Annotated in this window: 20 protein-coding genes and 1 other RNA gene; 14 read left to right on the top strand and 7 right to left on the bottom strand. The window is 66.9% G+C overall.

Annotated elements, in window-relative coordinates; all coding sequences use genetic code 11:
* The first annotated feature begins 455 nt into the window (after positions 1-455).
* The 3 genes from ssrS to QW881_RS19490 all read left to right on the top strand — a co-directional run bounded on the left by ssrS (position 456) and on the right by QW881_RS19490 (position 2,132).
* A non-coding RNA gene (gene ssrS / locus QW881_RS19500) (6S RNA) lies at positions 456-617 on the top strand.
* A 107-nt stretch (positions 618-724) separates the two neighbouring features.
* Entirely contained in the window at positions 725-1,306 is a 582-nt protein-coding gene (locus QW881_RS19495) for a 5-formyltetrahydrofolate cyclo-ligase (protein ID WP_315753949.1), read from the top strand.
* 1 nt (position 1,307) lies between these two features.
* Positions 1,308-2,132, top strand: coding sequence for a TIGR00282 family metallophosphoesterase (locus tag QW881_RS19490; RefSeq protein WP_315734388.1), 825 nt, complete (start codon positions 1,308-1,310; stop codon positions 2,130-2,132).
* Between the two features lie 9 nt (positions 2,133-2,141).
* Here QW881_RS19490 and QW881_RS19485 read toward each other — a convergent pair whose 3' ends face one another.
* Positions 2,142-3,572, bottom strand: a complete 1,431-nt coding sequence (locus QW881_RS19485) for a methyl-accepting chemotaxis protein (RefSeq protein ID WP_315753260.1) — start codon at positions 3,570-3,572, stop codon at positions 2,142-2,144.
* Positions 3,573-3,617: 45 nt separating this feature from the next.
* The gene (locus tag QW881_RS19480; RefSeq protein WP_315753258.1) at positions 3,618-5,366 is read right to left on the bottom strand and encodes a methyl-accepting chemotaxis protein; all 1,749 of its coding nucleotides are present in this window, start codon (positions 5,364-5,366) and stop codon (positions 3,618-3,620) included.
* Positions 5,367-5,585: 219 nt separating this feature from the next.
* Between QW881_RS19480 and QW881_RS19475 the strand changes: the two genes are divergently transcribed.
* From QW881_RS19475 to ybgC, 7 genes are all read left to right on the top strand, one after another.
* Positions 5,586-6,332 (top strand): YebC/PmpR family DNA-binding transcriptional regulator, encoded by a 747-nt coding sequence (locus QW881_RS19475; RefSeq protein ID WP_315734381.1) that lies wholly within the window; start codon positions 5,586-5,588, stop codon positions 6,330-6,332.
* A gap of 73 nt (positions 6,333-6,405) precedes the next feature.
* On the top strand, positions 6,406-6,933 hold the full coding sequence (gene ruvC, locus QW881_RS19470; RefSeq protein ID WP_315753256.1) for a crossover junction endodeoxyribonuclease RuvC: 528 nt from the start codon (positions 6,406-6,408) through the stop codon (positions 6,931-6,933).
* Positions 6,930-7,547 carry a Holliday junction branch migration protein RuvA gene (ruvA, locus tag QW881_RS19465; protein ID WP_315753254.1) on the top strand — a complete coding sequence of 206 codons (618 nt, stop codon included), beginning with the start codon at positions 6,930-6,932 and terminating at the stop codon, positions 7,545-7,547. The genes ruvC and ruvA overlap by 4 nt, the downstream gene beginning before the upstream one ends.
* 46 nt (positions 7,548-7,593) lie before the next feature.
* Entirely contained in the window at positions 7,594-8,013 is a 420-nt protein-coding gene (locus QW881_RS19460) for a cytidine deaminase (protein WP_015664393.1), read from the top strand.
* A complete protein-coding gene (ruvB, locus tag QW881_RS19455) occupies positions 8,010-9,056 on the top strand; it encodes a Holliday junction branch migration DNA helicase RuvB (protein WP_315753251.1) in 1,047 nt (348 codons plus the stop codon). The genes QW881_RS19460 and ruvB overlap by 4 nt, the downstream gene beginning before the upstream one ends.
* 83 nt (positions 9,057-9,139) lie before the next feature.
* On the top strand, positions 9,140-10,060 hold the full coding sequence (locus QW881_RS19450) for a metallophosphoesterase (protein ID WP_315753249.1): 921 nt from the start codon (positions 9,140-9,142) through the stop codon (positions 10,058-10,060).
* Between the two features lie 80 nt (positions 10,061-10,140).
* Positions 10,141-10,590, top strand: a complete 450-nt coding sequence (gene ybgC, locus QW881_RS19445; protein ID WP_315753247.1) for a tol-pal system-associated acyl-CoA thioesterase — start codon at positions 10,141-10,143, stop codon at positions 10,588-10,590.
* Positions 10,591-10,813: 223 nt separating this feature from the next.
* Here ybgC and QW881_RS19440 read toward each other — a convergent pair whose 3' ends face one another.
* A complete protein-coding gene (locus QW881_RS19440; protein ID WP_315753245.1) occupies positions 10,814-11,341 on the bottom strand; it encodes a ParB N-terminal domain-containing protein in 528 nt (175 codons plus the stop codon).
* 288 nt (positions 11,342-11,629) lie between these two features.
* Between QW881_RS19440 and QW881_RS19435 the strand changes: the two genes are divergently transcribed.
* Positions 11,630-12,610: a catalase family peroxidase gene (locus QW881_RS19435; RefSeq protein WP_315753243.1), complete on the top strand. Its 981-nt coding sequence runs from the start codon at positions 11,630-11,632 to the stop codon at positions 12,608-12,610.
* A 576-nt stretch (positions 12,611-13,186) separates the two neighbouring features.
* On the opposite strand, the gene QW881_RS19430 is transcribed toward QW881_RS19435, so the two are convergent.
* Complete coding sequence (locus QW881_RS19430; protein WP_315753241.1) at positions 13,187-13,453, bottom strand: hypothetical protein; 267 nt, start codon at positions 13,451-13,453, stop codon at positions 13,187-13,189.
* A gap of 256 nt (positions 13,454-13,709) precedes the next feature.
* On the opposite strand from QW881_RS19430, the gene QW881_RS19425 reads away from it, so the two are divergent.
* The 3 genes from QW881_RS19425 (at position 13,710) to adh (ending at position 18,207) form a co-directional block, all read left to right on the top strand.
* On the top strand, positions 13,710-15,251 hold the full coding sequence (locus tag QW881_RS19425) for an outer membrane protein (RefSeq protein WP_315753239.1): 1,542 nt from the start codon (positions 13,710-13,712) through the stop codon (positions 15,249-15,251).
* 277 nt (positions 15,252-15,528) lie between these two features.
* Positions 15,529-16,542 carry a helix-turn-helix domain-containing protein gene (locus QW881_RS19420; protein WP_315753237.1) on the top strand — a complete coding sequence of 338 codons (1,014 nt, stop codon included), beginning with the start codon at positions 15,529-15,531 and terminating at the stop codon, positions 16,540-16,542.
* Between the two features lie 147 nt (positions 16,543-16,689).
* Positions 16,690-18,207, top strand: coding sequence for an aldehyde dehydrogenase (adh, locus tag QW881_RS19415; protein ID WP_315753235.1), 1,518 nt, complete (start codon positions 16,690-16,692; stop codon positions 18,205-18,207).
* A gap of 176 nt (positions 18,208-18,383) precedes the next feature.
* On the opposite strand, the gene QW881_RS19410 is transcribed toward adh, so the two are convergent.
* The 3 genes from QW881_RS19410 to QW881_RS19400 form a co-directional block, all read right to left on the bottom strand.
* Complete coding sequence (locus QW881_RS19410; protein ID WP_316158889.1) at positions 18,384-18,851, bottom strand: J domain-containing protein; 468 nt, start codon at positions 18,849-18,851, stop codon at positions 18,384-18,386.
* 83 nt (positions 18,852-18,934) lie between these two features.
* On the bottom strand, positions 18,935-19,273 hold the full coding sequence (locus tag QW881_RS19405; protein WP_315734353.1) for a Rieske 2Fe-2S domain-containing protein: 339 nt from the start codon (positions 19,271-19,273) through the stop codon (positions 18,935-18,937).
* 117 nt (positions 19,274-19,390) lie between these two features.
* On the bottom strand, positions 19,391-19,525 hold the full coding sequence (locus QW881_RS19400; RefSeq protein ID WP_316158888.1) for a hypothetical protein: 135 nt from the start codon (positions 19,523-19,525) through the stop codon (positions 19,391-19,393).
* Positions 19,526-19,655 lie beyond the last annotated feature (130 nt).

Genomic DNA, 19,655 nt, shown 5'->3' with positions numbered 1-19,655 from the left:
CAAGCGCGTTGTCGCGCATGGTGGCCAACAAGCCCGGCGCACCAGGGAGATCGCGAAGCAGCCGTTCAAACCGTCGCGCAGGGAAGGCCGGGTGTTTCCGGCTGCACCTGTGGTACCTGCCGCCTGCATTTTTTTGAGCAGGCGGGCCACGGGCGTCAGCCGACGCCCGGCCTTCCCTGTGCCCTCTGTCTTGAGGGGGGCGATCGAGATCAACAGCTCGGACGCAACGCGTCGCGAGGACGCGAGCCCATGCCATGTTCTGTTGTGTTGCCGCCGCCCCATCGCTGTCATCGCCGGCGCAGTGTGCGCCGCGGTCCCTCGATTTCGCTATCGCCGTCACGGCGTACTGCGCGCCCGGTCGGGCCGGGCGACGACACCGACTGTTGGCAACCGTGTCGCGCCTCGATCCGCTTCCACCGCTGGCAAAATCATCCCGTGATGGTTACATTGCAACTGCGAGGCTGCGACGCGCGTCCGGAACCAACATATCCCCGGGGCCTTATCGATCCTTTAGGGAACTGTCCCTGGCCAGGTCCGTGGACCTGGACATATGGTGCCCACCTACTTTCGTAGGGAACTCCGGGATCGAGCGTTTCAACGGCGATTGCGGCTTCGCGCTTGTTTTCCGTCTCCCCTCTCCCCTTCGGTTGCCGACCTGCTGCGTTTCTGTAACGTTTGCGTGCCCGCGTCCGCCCGCCCGTCACGGAGGTCACGTCGCATGCCGATGAAGGCCGCTCAGCACACCAAGCAGCAGCTCCGAGCCGCAGCCCTTGCCGCGCGCGACGCGTTGAGCGACGACACGCGGAGCGCGGCCGCGCAGGCGATCGCCGCGCGCGGGCTCCCCTTCGCATTCGAGCCCGGCACGGTCGTCTCCGGCTATGCGCCGGTCCGCAACGAGCTCGATCCGATGCCGTTGCTGCGTGAGCTGGCGGGGCAGGGGGCGCGGCTGGCGCTGCCGGTCGTGCTGGCGCGCGGCCATTCGCTCTCGTTCCGCGCCTTCGCGCCGGGCGACCGGCTGACGCTCGGGTCGCTCGGCATCCCCGAGCCGTCGCCGGCAGCCGCCGAGCTGGTGCCCGATGTGATGCTGGTGCCGCTCGCCGCCTTCGACCGCACCGGCCACCGCATCGGTTACGGCGGGGGCTACTACGACTACACCTTTTCGCACCTGCGGAAGATGCATCACGTCATCGGCGTCGGCCTCGGCTTCGCCATTCAGGAAACCGAGGCCATCCCGGCCTTGGCCCACGACGCGGCGCTGGATTATGTGCTAACCGAGCGCGAGACCTTGGATTTCCGGAGCAATTGAGTTGCGAATTCTCTTCGTCGGCGACGTCGTCGGCCGGGCCGGCCGCAGCGCCGTCTCGGACCACCTTCCAGGCTTGATCCGCGATTGGGCGCTCGATCTCGTCATCGTCAATGGCGAGAACGCGGCCGGCGGATTCGGCATCACCGAGGCGATCTATCAGGAGCTCGTCGATGCCGGCGCCGACGCGGTCACGCTCGGCAACCACTCCTGGGATCAGCGCGAGGCACTGGTGTTCATCGAGCGCGCGCCGCGCCTGGTGCGCCCTGCGAACTATCCGGCAGGCACGCCCGGCCGTGGTGCCGCGCTGATCGACGCCAAGAACGGCGCTCGCGCGCTGGTGGTCAACGTGCTCGGGCGCGTGTTCATGACGCCGTTCGACGATCCGTTCGCGGCTGTCGGCCGCGAGCTCGGCGCCTGCCCGCTGCGCGAGGCGGCGGATGCGATCGTGGTCGACGTGCATTGCGAGGCCTCGAGCGAGAAGCAGGGCCTGGGCTATTTCTGCGACGGCCGCGCCAGCCTCGTCGTCGGCACCCATACGCATGTGCCGACGGCCGATCACCGGATACTGCCCGGCGGCACCGCCTACATGACCGATGCCGGCATGACCGGCGATTATGACTCCATCATCGGCATGCAGAAGGACGAGCCGCTGCGCCGCTTCCAGTCGGGCATCCCGTCGGCGCGCTTCGAGCCGGCCTCCGGCGAGGCGACGTTGAGCGGCGTGGCGGTCGAGACCGACAACGGCACCGGGCTTGCGATCAAGGTCGCGCCGGTGCGCATTGGCGGCCGGCTGTCGCCGACGAGGCCGGCGTTCTGGGGAGGATGAGAGCCTGCGTCAGGCCTTGAGGCGAAAACCCATCCGGAACGCGCCCCAATGCCGGCCCTTGATGAAGATCGGCGCGGACAGGTCCTTCATCAGCACGAACTGTCCGCCGCCCATGTCGCGGCGGTAGGTCTGGAGCAGAAACGGCTTGTTGCTGGCGGCGGCCACCTTCCTCACCGCACGGTCGTCGAACAGCCGGCGGTTGCGGCAGTTGGCGTTGTTCCAGACCGGATCGGGCCCCTGCGGCTTGCGGTAGTTCGGATTGTGCGTCGGCAGATAGCCGCCGCGCGCCCAGGCGACGCAGAACGCGATGCGCGGGTCGCTGCCCTGGATCGGGTCCTGGATCGCCGGCAGGACGCGGTCGGTGAACTCGACGTAGCGCGTCATGTACTGCTTGGGATTGGTGCCGGGGATCTCGCGATAGCTCTCGTCCATCAGGTCGGCGAGCGTGATCTCGCCGCGGTCGATCGCCGCCTCGAAGGTCGCCGAGATCTGCCGGGCGGTGTCGACGACGGACTTGATCAGCGGCGCGTCCGTGGTCTGTACGCCGCTCTCGGCGATCAGCCCGATCAGCGCCTCGGAATGGTCGAGCAGCTTGGCGATGCGGTTGTCGGCCTGCTTGAGCTCGACCGAGGACTGGTCGACGCCCTTGGCGAGCTCATTGAGCTCGGTGATGACCGTGTCGCAATGGGCGAGGTTGGAGGTGGCGGCCTTCGCCACTCCGTCGATCTCCTGGCCGACGCTGGTGAAGCCGTCTTGGACGCGGACGATGATGCCGCCGATCTGCTGGGCGCCTTCACCCGCCGTCTTGGCGCGCGAGGAGGCCTGGCCGCTCTCGCCGAGCAGGCTCTTCACCTGCGAATCGAGCCCGCGCAGGGTATCGCCGATCTGCTGCGTGGCCTGGCGAGTCGCCTCGGCGAGCGACTTCACCTCGCTGGCGACGACAGCGAAGCCCCGGCCGGCGCTGCCGGCACGGGCCGCCTCGATGGTGGCGTTCAGCGCCAGCAGGTTGGTCTGCTTGGCGATCGCCTCGATCGCGACCGAGACCTTGGCGACCTGCGACAGCGCATCGCCGACCGAGCCGAGCCGCTGCTCGATCCGCTCCACGGAGTCGACCAATTCGGCGATGTGCCGCACCGCGGCGTCGACCACGTTGCGCGACTGGGCGATGTCGCCCACTGCGGCGGTGGTGGCCGATTGCACCGCCTGCGAGGCGGTGGCGATGTCGTGATTGGCCGCGACCATGGTCTTGGCGGTGGCCTGCAGATGCCCGAACCGCTGCGACTGGTAGCTGACGCGGTTGGCGACCTCCTGGACGTTGCCGGCGACGTCGGCAAGCTCGACGCCGAGGCCGCCGATGCGGTCGGCGATCTCGTCGATCAGCCGCTCGGCGCCGGTGCGCGCGTCGTGACTTTCCAGAATGGCGCGTTGCGCGACCGACATGTCCAGGCTCCAGGGCTTGAAAGGATCAGAAAATCACCGCTCGACTCACAATTTGTAGGCGGTGCGGAAGCCGCCCCAGTGCCGGCCGCGGACCCGGATCGGCACGTCGATTTCGCGCATCATGACGGTATTGCCGTTGCCCATGTCGCGCGCGTAGCTCTGGATCAGATAGGGCCGCTGGTTGCGGCCGGCGGCGAGCCCGGCCGGATCGTTGAAGATGCGGCGGTTGCGGCTGTTGGCGGTGTTGAAGGCTGCGTCGCCCGGCCGCTGCGGATGCGAATAGATCCGGTTGTGCACCGGCAGATAGCCGTTGCGATCGATCGCGACGCAGAACGCCATGCGCTGGTCCTTGGCGAGGAAGGCCTCCTGGAACGAAGGCAGCACGCGCTCGGCCCAGCCGAGAATCCGGCTGCGGTGCTGCTGCGGATTGGTGCCGGGGATCTCGACATAGTTGGTATCGAACATGTCCTCGAGCGTGATCTCGCCGCGCGCGACAGCGCTTTCGAACATCCGGTTCAGCTCGGTGCCGGCTTCCATGGCGCGGGTGACGAACTCATTGTTCTCCTCGTGCAGCGCCCAGAGCTTGTCCTCGATCTTCTCGCGCAGCTCGGCATTGGGCGCATCGAACCGCGCCTGGGCGCCGGCCTTCACCTGCTCGGTGACGCGCAGGCGGCACGGGCCGACGTCCTCCAGCACGGCGTCGAACCCCTCGTTCACGGCGAGACGGCTCGCGTCGGGGCCGGTGATCAGCACGCCGTCGTTGGCAATCTCGTAGACCGCGGCCGTGATCGTGCGGGCGCCGGATTTGATCTCGAGCTTGAGATGGCAAGGCAGGCGCTCGCTGCCGCTGCGCACGGGCCGATCGCCCTGGCGCAGCAGCACGGCACAGCGCGCCTTCAGCTTCTGGGCGTACATGGTTACGGCGCGCCCGGCGTTCGTGACGCGCTCGCCATAGCTCTCGGCCTGCTGGGTGGCGCTGCTGATGTCAGCAGCGCTGTCGACCACCGAGGATATGAACTGCGAGGCCTGCGCCGCATTGTTCGACATCTCGCCGGTGGTCTGGTTCTGCTCGGCGACGGCGCCGTTGACGTTGGTGAAGACCGGGCGGATCGCCTCGATCGCCTGGGCGATGCGGTGGACGGCGTCGGCCGAGCCGGCGGCGTCCTTCTGCAGTGCCTCGATCTTGCGGGTGATCTCCTCGGTCGCGTTCTGGGTCTGGACGGCAAGCGCCTTGACCTCGGTCGCCACCACCGCGAAGCCGCGGCCGGCTTCGCCGGCGCGAGCGGCCTCGATGGTCGAGTTGAGCGCGAGCAGGGTGGTCTGGCGCGCGATCTGGGAGATCAGGTTGACGACGTTGCCGATCGCCGCCGAGGATTCGCGCAGGCGGTCGACGTTGGCCCGGGCTTCCGTGGCGGCGGCGCTGGCCTGGTCGGCGAGCTGGCCGCCGTCCTGGACCTGGGCACGGATACCCTGGGCGGACTGGGTCACCTTCTCTGCGGCGTGGGCGAACGTCGCCGCCGTTCCTTGCGCGGCGCTGCTGCGGCCGTTCAGCGCATCGGCGCGCTGGCGAATGTCCATCAGCGTCCCCGCCGTCGCCTCGGCGCCGCTGGCGACCGCATCGGCGGCGCGCTCGAGCTGGCGAATCATGCCGCCGAGTTCCAGCTCCAGCAGGTCGAGGATGGCCTTGGCCGAATCGGTATCCGACGACGCCGGCGGCTCCGGCGCGGCCACCGGTTTCGGTTCAGCCACCGGATCGGGCGCAGAGGGTCGTCTTGCAAGGAAACCAAACGCCATGGGGCGGCCCCGGTGCGGTGAAAAGGTGCAGAGGGGCGGCATCGTTGCACTTGACTGTGAAGCCGTGGTTAACATTTGGCTTATGGTGCAGGGCAGCCAACCGGCTCTTCGAAGGGGGCGGTCACCCTGAATCCACCTCAAATCTTTGATTTTGACGATTCCCGGCCTATAAGGCCGCGCTTCCCCCACCTGATCCCCTACGATTTCAAGAGACCTCGCATGGCCGGCCATTCCCAATTCAAGAACATCATGCATCGCAAGGGCCGGCAGGATGCGATGAAGTCCAAGCTGTTCGGCAAGCTGGCGCGCGAAATCACCGTCGCCGCCAAGCTCGGCACGCCGGACCCGGCGATGAACCCGCGGCTGCGGGCCGCCGTGGTCGCCGCCCGGGCCGAGAACATGCCCAAGGACAACATCGAGCGCGCCATCAAGAAGGCGCTCGGCGGCGAGGGCGACAATTACGACGAGATCCGCTACGAGGGCTATGGCCCGGGCGGCGTCGCCGTCATCGTCGAGGCGCTCACCGACAACCGCAACCGCGCCGCCTCCGACATCCGCTCCTACTTCACCAAATCCGGCGGCAATCTCGGCGAGACCGGCTCGGTGTCGTTCATGTTCGACCGCGTCGGCATCATCGAATACGACCGCAGCGTCGCCTCGGATGACGCGGTGCTGGACGCCGCCATCGAGGCCGGCGCCGACGACGTGATCTCGGGCGAGGGGGGGCACGAGATCTATGCCTCGCCGGAGAGCCTGCGCGAGGTCGCCAAGAATCTCGAGGCCAAGTTCGGCGAGCCGCGCAAGGCGGCGCTGACCTGGAAGCCGCAGAACACCGTGGCGGTCGACGACGAGACCGCCGAGAAGCTGTTGAAGCTGATGGATCTGCTGAACGAGCACGACGACGTCCAGAACGTCTATGCCAATTTCGAGATCTCGGACGCGCTGATGGCGAAGATGGGCGGTTGACGGACGCTTAACCACGTCGTTCGTCCGTTCCGTTTATGTTTCCATCGGTGTGGCGCAAGGCTATCTCTATCCCATGAAAGCCCAGCCGATTCGCGCAGCCGTCCGTATCATTGGGATCGATCCCGGCCTCCGCCGCACCGGCTGGGGGGTGATCGAGAGCGAAGGCAACCGGCTGATCTATGTCGGTTGCGGCTCGGTGGAGCCGCCCGACGACCTGCCGATGGCGAGCCGGCTGCTGGCGATCCATGAGGGGCTTTCGGCCGTGCTCGGCCGCTTTGCCCCGATGGAAGCCGCGGTCGAGCAGACCTTCGTCAACAAGGATGGTGTTGCCACCTTAAAGCTCGGCCAGGCCCGCGGCATCGCCATGCTGGCGCCGGCGATGTTCGGGATTTCGGTGGCCGAATACGCCCCCAACCAGGTCAAGAAGACCGTGGTGGGCGCGGGGCACGCCGACAAGGGCCAGATCGCCGTGATGCTGAAGATCCTGCTGCCCAAGGCCGAGCCGCCGTCGGCGGACGCAGCGGACGCGCTCGCCATCGCCATCACCCACGCCCATCACCGCCAGGGCCAGGCGCTGCGCATGAAGGTGGCCGGGCTATGATCGGCAAGCTCAAGGGGCTGATCGATTCCTACGCTGAGGATTTCGTCATCCTCGACGTCGGCGGCGTCGGCTACCAGGTGCACTGCTCGGCGCGGACGTTGCAGGCCTTGCCGTCACCGGGTGAAGCCGCCACATTGTCGATCGAGACCTATGTGCGCGAGGACCAGATCAAGCTGTTCGGTTTTGGCTCGGACGTCGAACGGGAATGGTTTCGCCTTTTGCAGACGGTGCAGGGCGTCGGCGCCAAGGTCGCCCTCGCCGTGCTCGGCACGTTGCCGCCGGCCGATCTCGCCAACGCCATCGCGCTGCGCGACAAGGCGGCGGTGGCGCGCACGCCGGGCGTCGGCCCCAAGGTCGCCGAGCGCATCGTGACCGAGCTGAAGGACAAGGCACCGGCCTTCGCCGATGTCGATCCCGGCGTGGTCAGGCTGTCCGGTGCGATCGAGGAGCAGCGCGCGCCGCAGCCCATCGCGGATGCCATCTCCGCGCTCATCAATCTCGGCTACGGTCAGCCGCAGGCGGCCGCCGCGATCGCGGCGGCCTCGCGCGCGGCCGGCGACAAGGCCGAGACCGCGCAACTCATTCGCCTCGGTCTCAAGGAGCTGGCGAAATAGGCTATCGTCGCCCGGCCGGGCGAGCAGAAGGACAATCATTTCCCCCATGGTGAGCAAGAAGGACAAGGAGCTGATCGAGGCGGCCGCATCAGCGGTCAAGAGCCGCTACCGCAACGACTGGCAAGAGGTCGGCGCGGCCATGCGCACCCGCGACGGCCGCATCATTACCGGCGTCAACATCGACGCCTATCTCGGCCGCAACGCCGTCTGCGCCGAGGCGATCGCGATCGGCCGCGCCATCACCGAGCACGGCGATCACGGCATCGAGACCATCGTCGCGGTGCGTCATCCCAAGCCGGGTGAGCCGGGCGAGGTCGCCGTGGTCTCGCCCTGCGGCACCTGCCGCGAGCTGATCCATGACTACGATGCGAAAGCGCGTGTCATCGTGCCGTCGAACGGTAAGGGGCCTGCGGCGGTGACGATCGGCGAGCTGCTGCCGAACAAATACAGGCGCGGCAACGAATGAAGCCGCCCGCGCGCATGGTCAGTCCGGAGCGGCGCTCCGACGATGTCGGTGACACCGCGCTGCGTCCGCAGCAGCTCTCCGAGTTCGTCGGCCAGCAGCAGGCGCGCGCCAATCTGTCGATCTTCATCGAGGCGGCGCGCAAGCGCGGCGAGGCGCTCGACCATGTGCTGTTCGTCGGTCCTCCTGGTCTTGGCAAAACCACCTTGGCCCAGATCGTCGCGCGCGAGCTCGGCGTCGGCTTCCGCGCCACGTCGGGACCTGTGATTGCCAAGGCTGGTGACCTCGCGGCGCTGCTGACCAACCTCGAAGAGCGCGACGTGCTGTTCATCGACGAGATCCACCGTCTCAGCCCGGCGGTCGAGGAGGTGCTCTATCCCGCGATGGAGGATTTTCAGCTCGACCTCATCATCGGCGAGGGGCCGGCGGCGCGCTCGGTCAAGATCGACTTGTCGAAGTTCACGCTGGTCGGCGCGACGACGCGCGCAGGCCTGCTGACCAATCCGCTGCGTGATCGTTTCGGCATCCCGATTCGGTTGAACTTCTACACGGTCGAGGAGCTGGAGGGCATCGTGACGCGCGGTGCCCGCGTGCTCGGCGTTGGCATGACCGCCGACGGCGCCAACGAGATCGCGCGCCGCGCCCGCGGCACTCCGCGCATCGCCGGCCGGCTCTTGCGCCGGGTGCGTGACTTCGCCTCGGCGGCGAATGCCAGCGCGATCGATCGCGCCATCGCTGATCATGCCTTGAGCGCGCTGGAGGTCGATGCCGCCGGGCTCGATGCAATGGACCGGCGCTATCTCTCGACCATCGCCCTGAACTACGGCGGCGGGCCGGTCGGCGTCGAGACCATGGCGGCGGCGCTGTCGGAGCCGCGCGACGCGATCGAGGACATCATCGAGCCCTATCTGATCCAGTGCGGCTATCTGCAGCGCACGCCGCGCGGCCGGCTGCTGACCTCGCATGCGTTCCGGCATCTCGGCATGGCCGAGCCGAACCGCGATCCCAGCCAGTTCGGCCTGTTCGGCAGTGAGGACGATGCTTAACGAATCTGCTGACAATCTGCACGGACGCACCCGAAATCGGTTGCAATGATCGAAGAAAAGGATTGCGTGCGAGGAGTTCGTCCATGCTGTCACGCCGTCGTTTTCTGTCATTCTCCGGCGGTCTTGCCGCGACCGGTTTTTCGACCGCGACCTATGGCGTCGGCGTCGAGCCGCTGCGCCTCGGCGTCACCGACTATCACATCCATCCGCACGACTGGCCGGCCGGCCTGAAGCTGAAGATCGCGGCGATCGCCGACATCCACGCTTGCGATCCCTGGATGTCGCTGGCGCATATCGACGGGATCGTCCAACGGACCAACGCGCTGCAGCCGGATCTGATCGTCCTGCTCGGCGACTACGTCGCTGGTCATCGGCATCACATCGGACGCATCGACGCTTCGGAGTGGGCGCCGGTGCTCGGCGGCCTCAAGGCGCCGCTGGGCGTGCACGCCATCCTGGGCAATCATGATTACTGGGATGATCGAACCGTGCAGCGCGATGGCCGCGGCGCGCCGTATGCCCAGAAGGCGCTCGAGGCCGCCGGCATTCCTGTCTACGAGAACGACGTCGTGCGTCTCGCCAAGAACGGCCATGCCTTCTGGCTCGCCGGCCTCGGCGATCAGCTGGCCTACATGCCGGCCAGGCGCTTCCGGTCCGTGCCGCGGATCGGCATCGATGATCTCGCGGGGACGCTGCGCAAGGTGACGGACAGCGCGCCGGTGATCCTGCTGGCGCATGAGCCCGACGTTGCGCTCCGGGTGCCGTCGCGGGTGGCGCTGCAGCTCTCCGGGCATACGCATGGCGGGCAGGTTCGCGTGCTCGGCTGGTCGCCGGCCGTTCCCGCGCGCAATGGCGTCAATCTGGCCTACGGCCACATCCGCACCCAATGCGACGTGATCGTTTCCGGCGGCCTCGGCTGCAGCATCATGCCAGTCCGGATCGGCATGCCGCCGGAGATCGTGCTGGTCACCGTCGGCAGGGAACCCGTCGAGGTGACGTCGTAGCCTGCTCTTGCTAGCCTGCTCTTGTGCTGGCCGTTGAACTGGGCGAAACGATCGCCATTTCCGACGATCGAGGACTTCCCTTGACCCACCAACATCTCGACGGCGAGATCCGCGACGGCCGCCACCACATGCAGGTGCGGGTCTACTACGAGGACACGGATTTCTCCGGAATCGTCTATCACGCCAACTACCTCCGCTTCATGGAGCGCGGCCGCACCAATCATCTGCGGCTGATGGGCGCCGAGCAGCATGCGCTGTTCGCAGAGGCAGAAAACGAGATGCCGGGCTTCGCTTTCGTCGTGCGTTCGATGACGCTCGATTTCCTGCGGCCGGCGCGCATGGACGACGTGCTCGACGTCGTCACCTGGCCCGTGGCGGTGAAGGGCGCGTCGATCACGCTGGCGCAGGAGGTCAGGCGCGGCGAGGAGGTGCTCGTCAAGGCCGACGTCAGAGTCGCGTTCATCAGCGGCGGCAGGGCGCAGCCGATACCGAAAGTGCTGCGCGACCTGATGAAGGCGGACCTCGCCTAAACTGGTGCTGGCGACCGGACGAGTGGAGGGATGAAGATGTGCCCGCCAGCGATCGCGACCTCGTCGCCGTCCAGTCGGTCACGCCATTTGCGCAGCGGATGCGTCGACAGCGGGGGGCCTTGCTGAACTGCGGCGCGTGGCGGCGGATCACGCTGCGCTGATCCGCCCTACGGACTGCCGCTCAATCAAACCTTGGCCGGGGGGCAATCGCGCGTCGAAGCCGTCAGTATCGCCCGCCGCTGCGCTCTTGTTGCTTGATCCAATCCGACAGGGTCCGGGGCGTCGATCCCTGTCCGGGGCGCGATGGTTTCGCGGTGGCAGTCCTGTTGCTCCGGTTCGTCGTCTCCGTCGGCCCGCGCGGATGCGTCGCGGCATGGGTGCCCGAGACGCCTCTCGCCGCTGTGGCGAGCTTCTCCGCTTCCTCCTTCTCCAGCCGCAGCTTGCGCAGCCGCTCCATCTTCTCGCGCTCCGGATCGACGGGCGGCGGTGGCAGCTCGCGCTGGCGGGCTTCCTCGGCGGAGATCAGCAGACCCATGATGGCGCTTTCGCCGAGGGCCTTGCAGGCTTCGAGGCGGTGCAGACCTTCGATCAGGACAAAATGGTCCTTGTCGCGGCGGACGAGGATCGGCTCGCGCTGGCCGACCTCCAAAATGCTTTCGGCCAGCGCGTCGACCGCGTCCTGCTTCAGCGCCTTGCGCTTCCTGTCGGGGACGTGGATCTTGTCGATGGGGAAGCTTTCCGGTGCGGACACAGTCGAAACTCCGTCGTGGGGGCGCGCCGTCCAGCGCCAGGGTCGGAGGGGGCACGATCCCCCGCTCCGCACGGCAGCGAGGAGCGGAGGCAGACCGGGCACGCGCGGCTACAATAGAGACATTCGCCATCTCGCCGCAAGGAGCGGGTGACGGGGCGCGATGTCTCCTGTCAGACGGCGAGGTGAATCATGCGACTGTGATGGGCGCCCAATCGGTCGCGCACGAAAGTCGCTCGCGCGTCAATTCATGCTGCTATGCTGCATCGCTCATACAGGAGGACACCGCTCATGACGACACGCACGCTCGTTGCCGCGCTGGCCGGGATTGCCCTCGCGTTGCCCGCCGCTGCCCTCGCGCAGGAACCGCCGGTCGAGGAGCAGCTCGTCAATGCAATGAACAAGGTGTTCGGCGTGCACGCCGGCTTTCGCGCCAATCACGCCAAGGGCGTCGTGGTCGAGGGCAAGTTCAAGCCGTCGGCCGAGGCGGCGACCTTGAGCAAGGCGTCGCTGTTCAGCGGTGGCGAGATTCCGGTGACGGTGCGGTTCTCGGACTCCACCGGCGTGCCGAACCTGCCGGACGGCTCCGGCGACGCCAATCCGCATGGCATGGCGGTGAAGTTTCATCTCGCCGACGGCAGCGACATGGACCTCGTGATCAACTCGCTGAAATTCTTCCCCGTCTCGACCGCTGCGGAGCTGCGCGATTTGTTCCTGGCGATCGCGGACTCCGGACCGAACGCTGCCAAGCCGACCAGGCTCGAGCAGTTCATCGCCAGCCATCCCTCGGTGCCGGCGGCGCTCGGTACCATCGCGACGCCGGACAGTCTTGCCGACGAGGCCTATTTCGGCGTCAACGCCTTCGTGCTCGTCAACAAGGCCGGCGAAAAGCAGGCGGTGCGCTGGCAGATGCTGCCGGAGAAGGTCGTGCATATCGACAAGGAGGACGCGGCGAAACGCGCGCCGGACTTCCTGATGGCCGAGCTGCCGGCGCGGCTGAAGCAGGGGCCGGTGACGTTCCGCTTCAAGGCGCAGCTCGCTGCGGCCGGCGACGACACCAAGGATCCGGCCAAGCCGTGGCCTGACGATCGCAAGCTGGTCGAGCTCGGCGTGCTGACGATCGACAAGGCGGTCGAAGACAGCGACGGGGCGCAGAAGAAGCTGCTGTTCCTGCCCGGCCAGCTCACCGACGGCGTCGAGGCGTCGGATGATCCGATGATCGACATCCGCAACGGCGCCTACGCCATCTCGTTCTCCCGGCGCAATCCGTGATGATGACGCGACGCGCGACGCGCGACGCGCGGTGCGGCGGATCAGGCTGCGCTGATCCGCCCGACGGGCCTCAGTCCGTCGTCGTGGCCGAGGCGAGCCAAGCCATGATGCTGCGCACCGCGGGCGGCGCTTGTGCCGATGACCGGACGATTTGGCGGCGAGCTCAAATCCGTATTTCCGGTCGCGATCGGCCGTGACCTAGCTTCGTTCCATCCTGATCGCGATCCAGGACGAGCGGGAATGGGTGCATCTGTGCGGCGTGCAGGATCGGATCGATGGATACGGTCGGGCCTTCGAGCCCGGCGAGCGAGCACGACGCAACCGGCCGCAATTGTGGATGCTTCGCGGCGCGCGATCCCGATGAGTTGCCCCAACATTGACGAAGCCCGGCCTCATTCGGTGCGATTGCGACGGCATTCGCCGCTTTCTCTCCCGATCGATGACGTCGCACAAGCCGCGCGATAACGGCGAAACCAAGAGCAGGGGTTGTCGACACGCGTGGACAGCCGAGCGTCGGCGCGTCGAAGGCGGTGGCGACCGTGCAGCCGATGTGCCGCCATGTTCGACGTGATGCAATCAGGGCGTGTTGTCGATGCGAAGGCCGACGATCGCGAGGTGCGCGCGATCAGGAAGCATGCCGTCGAGCGCGGCGCCGACGCGCTGCGCATCCAGTGAGTTCGGTGCGCACATTCGTCTACTAATGAACTCATGAGCCGCGGCGGCATCGCGCATTGCGCTGTTTGTCGCAATCGTGTCGCGCGCTGCTTCTTTTCGCCGGAATCCTGCATCTTGCGTGCAACAGTCAAAGCTGAACTTCGATCGCGTCGGCGTCGCGATCTGCATTCCTTCCGAATGACATTTTTCAATTCAGTTCGCGACACAATCTCACCCTCCTGATGCGGCCGCCGTTTGTTGCGGCACGTGTTCAGGAGTTGTGAGTTCGATGCGTCGCGTATTTGGCGTATGCCTTTGCCTATCTACTTTCGCAGGAAGTACGACATCGGTCTGGGCGACTGATCTCGCCCTGCCTCCCCCGCTCCCGCCGCCTGACGTCTTCGCCTACAGGTGGAGTGGCTGCCATGCCGGCGCGAACGCCGGGATGGCCTGGTCACGCCAGCAGCAGACGTGGACCCAGGTCGCCAATGCCGCCGCCGCGCCCGTTCAGCCTGTGCAGCAGCCGGTCGGCAATGCAAACAACCCACCTGTGGTCAAGCCGCCTGTGGTTGCAAATCCAGCGCCAAACCCGCCGCCGCCGAACAACCCCGGCGGGAACAACGGCGGATGGAAGCCGCCGCCGCATAAGCCGCCGGGCAAGCCCCCGATCTGTGAGCGCAACGACAAGGGCTGGTGGCAGCCCGGCAAGCAGTATCATGGCGACAAGGATCACGGCTGGCCGCACGACAAGCCGTCCTACAAGCCCGACCACGACGGCGGTCATCATTGGCCACAGGTTGGATCGAAAGGCGGCGACAACAAGTCTTCCTGGCCGTCGGCGCCATCCAAGACCAAGGACGACAACTACAACGACGTCAAATATGGCAGCGGCTGGTTCGACAAGCCTCACGACGACGACCATGGCAAGTCGAGCGGCTGGTCGCAGCTCCATTCGAACGGTTACTCCGACAAATATACTTGGCTGCGACATGACCAGCAGAACGATCATGACAAGCCGGCCACCGGCTGGGGCGCGAAGAAGGACGACGTCTACGACAAGCCGCTTGGCTTCGGCTGGTCGAAGCAGCCGCTGAAGAGCGAACGTGACAGTTACGCCTGGCTGAAGCCGGATGACCGGAACGACGACAAGCATGGCGGCTACGGCTGGGGCGGCAAGCCGCACGACAACGATGACGGCAAGGGCGGCTATGGCGACAAGCAGCCCGACAAGGATCACTGGCAGCAGCACGGCGGCAACTACCATCATGGCGGATGGCCGCATCATCCGGACAAGCCCGGCTGGCCGCCGAAAAATCCACCCCCGAACAATGGCGGCGGCCAGCCGAACCCGCCGCCGCAGGGCAACAATGGCAATCCGCCGGCGCAGAACCCGCCGCCGGTGACCGGCGGCGGCAACGTGGCGCCGCTGCCTGTCGCGGCCGTGCAGATTCCGACCGCCGTCTCCAGCAATGGCAGCGACGTCGTCGGCGGCCTGCAGCTCGGTTGCGATTACCAGATGGACCGCTTCGTCGTCGGCATCCAGGCGATGGCCGATCTCGGCATCATCAACGCGTCGAGCCCGCTGGGGCCGGCGCTGACGATGAACACGCGGACCAGCAACCTCTACACCGCCACGGTGCGCGCAGGCTATCTGGTGACGCCTGAGATCCTGGCCTATGTGCGCGGTGGCGCGGCGTGGACGCGGACCAACGTTTCGGTCGTCAACACCGCCACCGGACAGTCCGCCAGCGTGGCGTTCAACCGCAGCGGCTGGACGGTCGGCGCCGGCGTCGAGTGGATGTTCGCCCGCAACTGGTCGGCCTTCGCCGAATATGACTACGCCGATTTCGGCACCGCGACCGGCACGCTGCCGGGCGCCGCCGCGATCACAGGAGGACCGAACGTCGTCAGCCAGAAGACCCAGCTCCACACGGCGATGATCGGTGTCAACTACCGCTTCGAGATGCTGTCGCGCGGCGGCCGCTGAGGCCCGCGGCGGACGCCACGCCGCCGGTCACGCAACACGGCAAGGCCGCCTGGTTCGTCCAGGCGGCCTTTTCGGTTTTGTGGGCTGGTGCTCAGCTCGCGCGCACCGAGCTGAGGAACTTGCCGACGTCCTCCCTCAGGCGGCTACTGTCACGCGACAGGTGGGTGACCGATGACAGCTTGGTCCGCATTCCTTGACGCCGGTCAAACCGCGGTGCTGTAGTTGCGCTAGTCTAGCAACAAGCCGCGCCAACGCGGGCAATGCCGGGAGGAGGGACATGGGGCGTTCGCCCGGGAATGCCCATTCGGATCGCGTCCTGGAGGCCTTGGCCAAGGGGGATGCCAAGGCTGACGCTAACGGCAGAGCCGATAGCCGAGCCGACAGAGGCGCGCCGGCGGTCTCGGCGCTGGTGGCATCATGGCGCCGCTCCGGCCATCTCCATGCGCTCGATCCCGCCACGCCGAAACTGCCAGCCCGCCTGACGGCCGCCGAGATCGCGGACGCGCGCGCCCGGCTCGGGCGGCTGCTCGCGATCGCACAGGCGAGCCTCGACCGGCTGTTCCTGGCGGTCGGGGGCGTCGGCTGCTCGGTGCTGCTGGCCGATGCCGAGGGCACGGTGCTCGAGCGCCGCGGCGCCCGCGGGGACGACGCCACCTTCGAATCCTGGGGCCTGTGGACCGGCGCGGTGTGGAGCGAGCGGCACGAGGGCACCAATGCCATCGGCACCTGCCTGGTCGAGAAGCGGCCGCTGACCATCGACCGCGATCAGCACTACCTGTCACGCAACACGCGGCTGTTCTGCACCACGGCGCCGATCTTCGACGAGCACGGCCAGCTCAAGGCCGCGCTCGACGTCTCCTCCTGTCGCGCCGATCTGACCGAAGGCTTCAGTCGGCTGATCGCGACCACCGTCGCGGATGCCGCGCGCCTGATCGAGGCGGAGAATTTCCGCCAGGCCTTTCCGCACGCCCGCATCGTGCTCACGCCGGACAGCGAGCGCGAGATCAACTCGCTGCTGGCGGTCGATCGCAACGACCTCGTCGTCGGTGCCACACGGGCGGCGCGCCGTGCGCTCAACCTCTCTCCGTCCGCGCTGGCGCGTCCGGTGCCGGCCGGCGACCTGATCAAGGATGCAACCACCGGGGGCGACGACATTGACGCCGCCGAGCGTGCCGTTCTGAAGCGCGCGCTGGCGCGCGCCGGCGGCAACGTCTCGAAGGCGGCGAAGGAGCTCGACATGTCGCGCGCCACCCTGCACCGGAAGATGAAGCGGCTCGGGCTCGAGCGGTGAACGCGCCGCGGCTGTCGAATCGCAGCCAACATGTCGCAGAACTGCGACACTTCCTCGGACGCGCTCGTTGCGGCCTCTGGTCTGTCGCGCCTGTTTGATCGAGCCTCTCTCCAACGCCGTGTGCATCGGCGTGAATGGGAGAGAGAGATGACCAAGGTTGACGTCAATGCGGCGTTCAAGCCGCCTTTCGCTGCGCGTTACGACAACTTCATCGGCGGTGCCTGGAAGGCCCCCAACGCCGGCAAATATTTCGACAACATCTCGCCGATCACCGGCCAGCCGGTGTGCGAGATCGCGCGCTCCGATGCCTCCGATATCGAGGCCGCGCTTGACGCCGCGCATGCCGCCAAGGACGGCTGGGCGCGCACCAGCGTGACCGAGCGCGCAATGGTCCTTAACCGGATCGCCGACCGCATGGAGGCCAATCTAGACAAGCTTGCGCTCGCCGAGACCTGGGACAATGGCAAGCCGATCCGCGAGACCACCGCGGCCGACATCCCGCTCGCCATCGATCATTTCCGCTACTTCGCCGGCGTGATCCGCGCCCAGGAAGGCTCGATCGCGGAGATCGACCACGACACCATCGCTTATCACTTCCACGAGCCGCTCGGCGTCGTCGGTCAGATCATTCCGTGGAATTTCCCGATCCTGATGGCGGCGTGGAAGCTCGCGCCCGCGCTCGCCGCGGGCAACTGCGTCGTGCTCAAGCCGGCCGAGCAGACCCCGGCCTCGATCCTCGTGCTGATGGAGATCGTCGGCGACCTGCTGCCGCCGGGCGTGCTCAACGTCGTCAACGGGTTCGGCCTCGAAGCGGGCAAGCCGCTGGCCTCCTCCAACCGCATCGCCAAGATCGCCTTCACCGGTGAGACCTCGACGGGGCGGCTGATCATGCAATACGCCTCGCAGAACCTGATCCCGGTCACGCTCGAGCTCGGCGGCAAGTCGCCCAACATCTTCTTCAAGGACGTCTGCGCCGAGGACGACGACTTCCTCGACAAGGCGATCGAAGGGTTCGTGATGTTCGCGCTCAACCAGGGCGAGGTCTGCACCTGCCCGAGCCGCGCGCTGATCCACGAATCGATCTATGAGCGCTTCATGGAGCGCGCGCTGCAGCGTGTCGGCGCGATCGTGCAGGGCAGCCCGCTCGATCCGGCGACGATGATCGGCGCGCAGGCCTCCGCCGAGCAGCTGGCCAAGATCCTGTCCTACATCGACATCGGCAGGAATGAAGGCGCGCAGCTCCTGATCGGCGGCGAGCGCAACGTGCTCGGCGGCGATCTCGCCGGCGGCTACTACGTCAAGCCGACGGTGTTCAAGGGGCACAACAAGATGCGCGTGTTCCAGGAGGAGATCTTCGGCCCCGTGGTCTCGGTCACGACCTTCAGGACCGAGGACGAGGCGCTGGCGATCGCCAACGACACGCTCTACGGCCTCGGCGCCGGCGTGTGGAGCCGCGACGCCAACACCTGCTACCGCTTCGGCCGCAATATCCAGGCGGGGCGTGTCTGGACCAATTGCTATCACGCCTATCCGGCGCATGCGGCGTTCGGCGGCTACAAGCAGTCCGGCGTCGGTCGCGAGACCCACAAGGTGATGCTCGACCACTACCAGCAGACCAAGAACATGCTGGTCAGCTACAGCCCGAAGAAGCTCGGCTTCTTCTAAAGGCTGGGAGCCGGGCCGGTCGGGCATGGGCGCCCCGGCCGGCTTGCTTTTTTTGACTGCATGTCAGCCGGTCGCACGAGAGCGTCCGGCTGGCTCGGGCGCCGGCTCGGATCCCGCTCCTGGCTCGCTCCGCTTGGTCATTTCGTGGCTGTCGGTCATGCCATCGCTCACGATCGTCAGTCCAACCGCGCCAGCAGCGCATCGCGTGCCTCGGAAATGCGTCGATAAAGTTCATTGCTGCCGCCGGCGTCGGGATGCGCGGACTTGGCCAGCCGGCGGAACGCAGCTTTGATGTGTGTAGCCGTCAGTATACCCTGCAGGGGTAGCTCGAGGATTGCGCGAAAGGCGTCGTCGTTCTGGTCGCGCGCGAGCTGATCCCACAAGGCGCGACGCGCGGCCCGCGCCTCGATCCGCAACGCATCCTGATCCTCGCGCCAGCGTCGTTGCGACATGACGAGGCAGGAGCCGAAGACGATGCGGCCGTGGGTCTCCAATTCGTCGAGGCTGAACGGCCCGACGACGTCATAGGGTGGCGCGAGCCGTGCGAGCCGTCCCGTTGCGCCGTCGGTGATGGAGCCGAGCCGGACCGTGTCGACGATCCCTATCGACCCATTCCAGATCACCCATTCGGCGGCGCCCGTCATGCTGCTGAACTCGTCGATACGGCCTCCCTCCGCGGCGCGGACAGGGGAGTGCCCGGCGTTTGTTCCCATCTTCGATGGGCCGATCAAGCCGGCGACCGGGCCTGCTTGACCGGACCGACGTCGACCTGAATCTCGCCGCCTTCGACCTGCAGCGGGTAGCCGTGCAGCGCGTTGCGGACGAGATGCGTGACGCACTTGCCGTTCACGCCGTCGAAGCCCCATTGATGGTGTGGGCAGGTGATGGTCTTGCCGTCGAACGTCGCCTCGGTCAGCGGCACGTCGGCATGCGGGCAGCGGCCGCGATAGGCCTTCAGCTCGCCGCCGTGAGGCCAGAGCAGCAGCACGCTCTTCTTGCCGACCTGGTACAGGCCCATGCCGCCTTCGGTCATGGCGCTTGTCGGACAGACTGCGGTGAAAGCCATCGGATCGCCTGCTGATTGGTGCCGTCAGGCAGGCTCACGCAAATTCCGGACCAGCGAAAAGCAGCAACAAACAGCGGGTCGTTGTCGCAAACGCGACACGCCGGTGGCGGCGCGGGCCTATTTGCGGCCGAGCGCGGCGAGGAATTCCGCTTGGGGAATAAACAGGCCCTGGGCGCGCACCAGGCCGCGGCCGAGGTCGCACACCAGGTCGCCCTTGCCGAACAGGCGCTCTGCGCCGGGCTCGTCGAGCATTCACCGTATTGGCGACCTTGAGACGGACTTTCAAGGGCAGGTTCGTCGTTCCGGCCTTGATGTCGTCGCCGAGTTTGACGACGCCTGCGCCGTTCAGAACCTGATAGCGCGCGTCCAGCGGTTCGTTCCA

It is taken from the genome of Bradyrhizobium sp. SZCCHNS3016 (genome assembly GCF_032484535.1).
GTDB lineage: Bacteria > Pseudomonadota > Alphaproteobacteria > Rhizobiales > Xanthobacteraceae > Bradyrhizobium.
The sequence above is the reverse complement of the archived record's forward strand: the minus strand, read 5'-3'. Positions and strand labels throughout refer to the sequence as shown.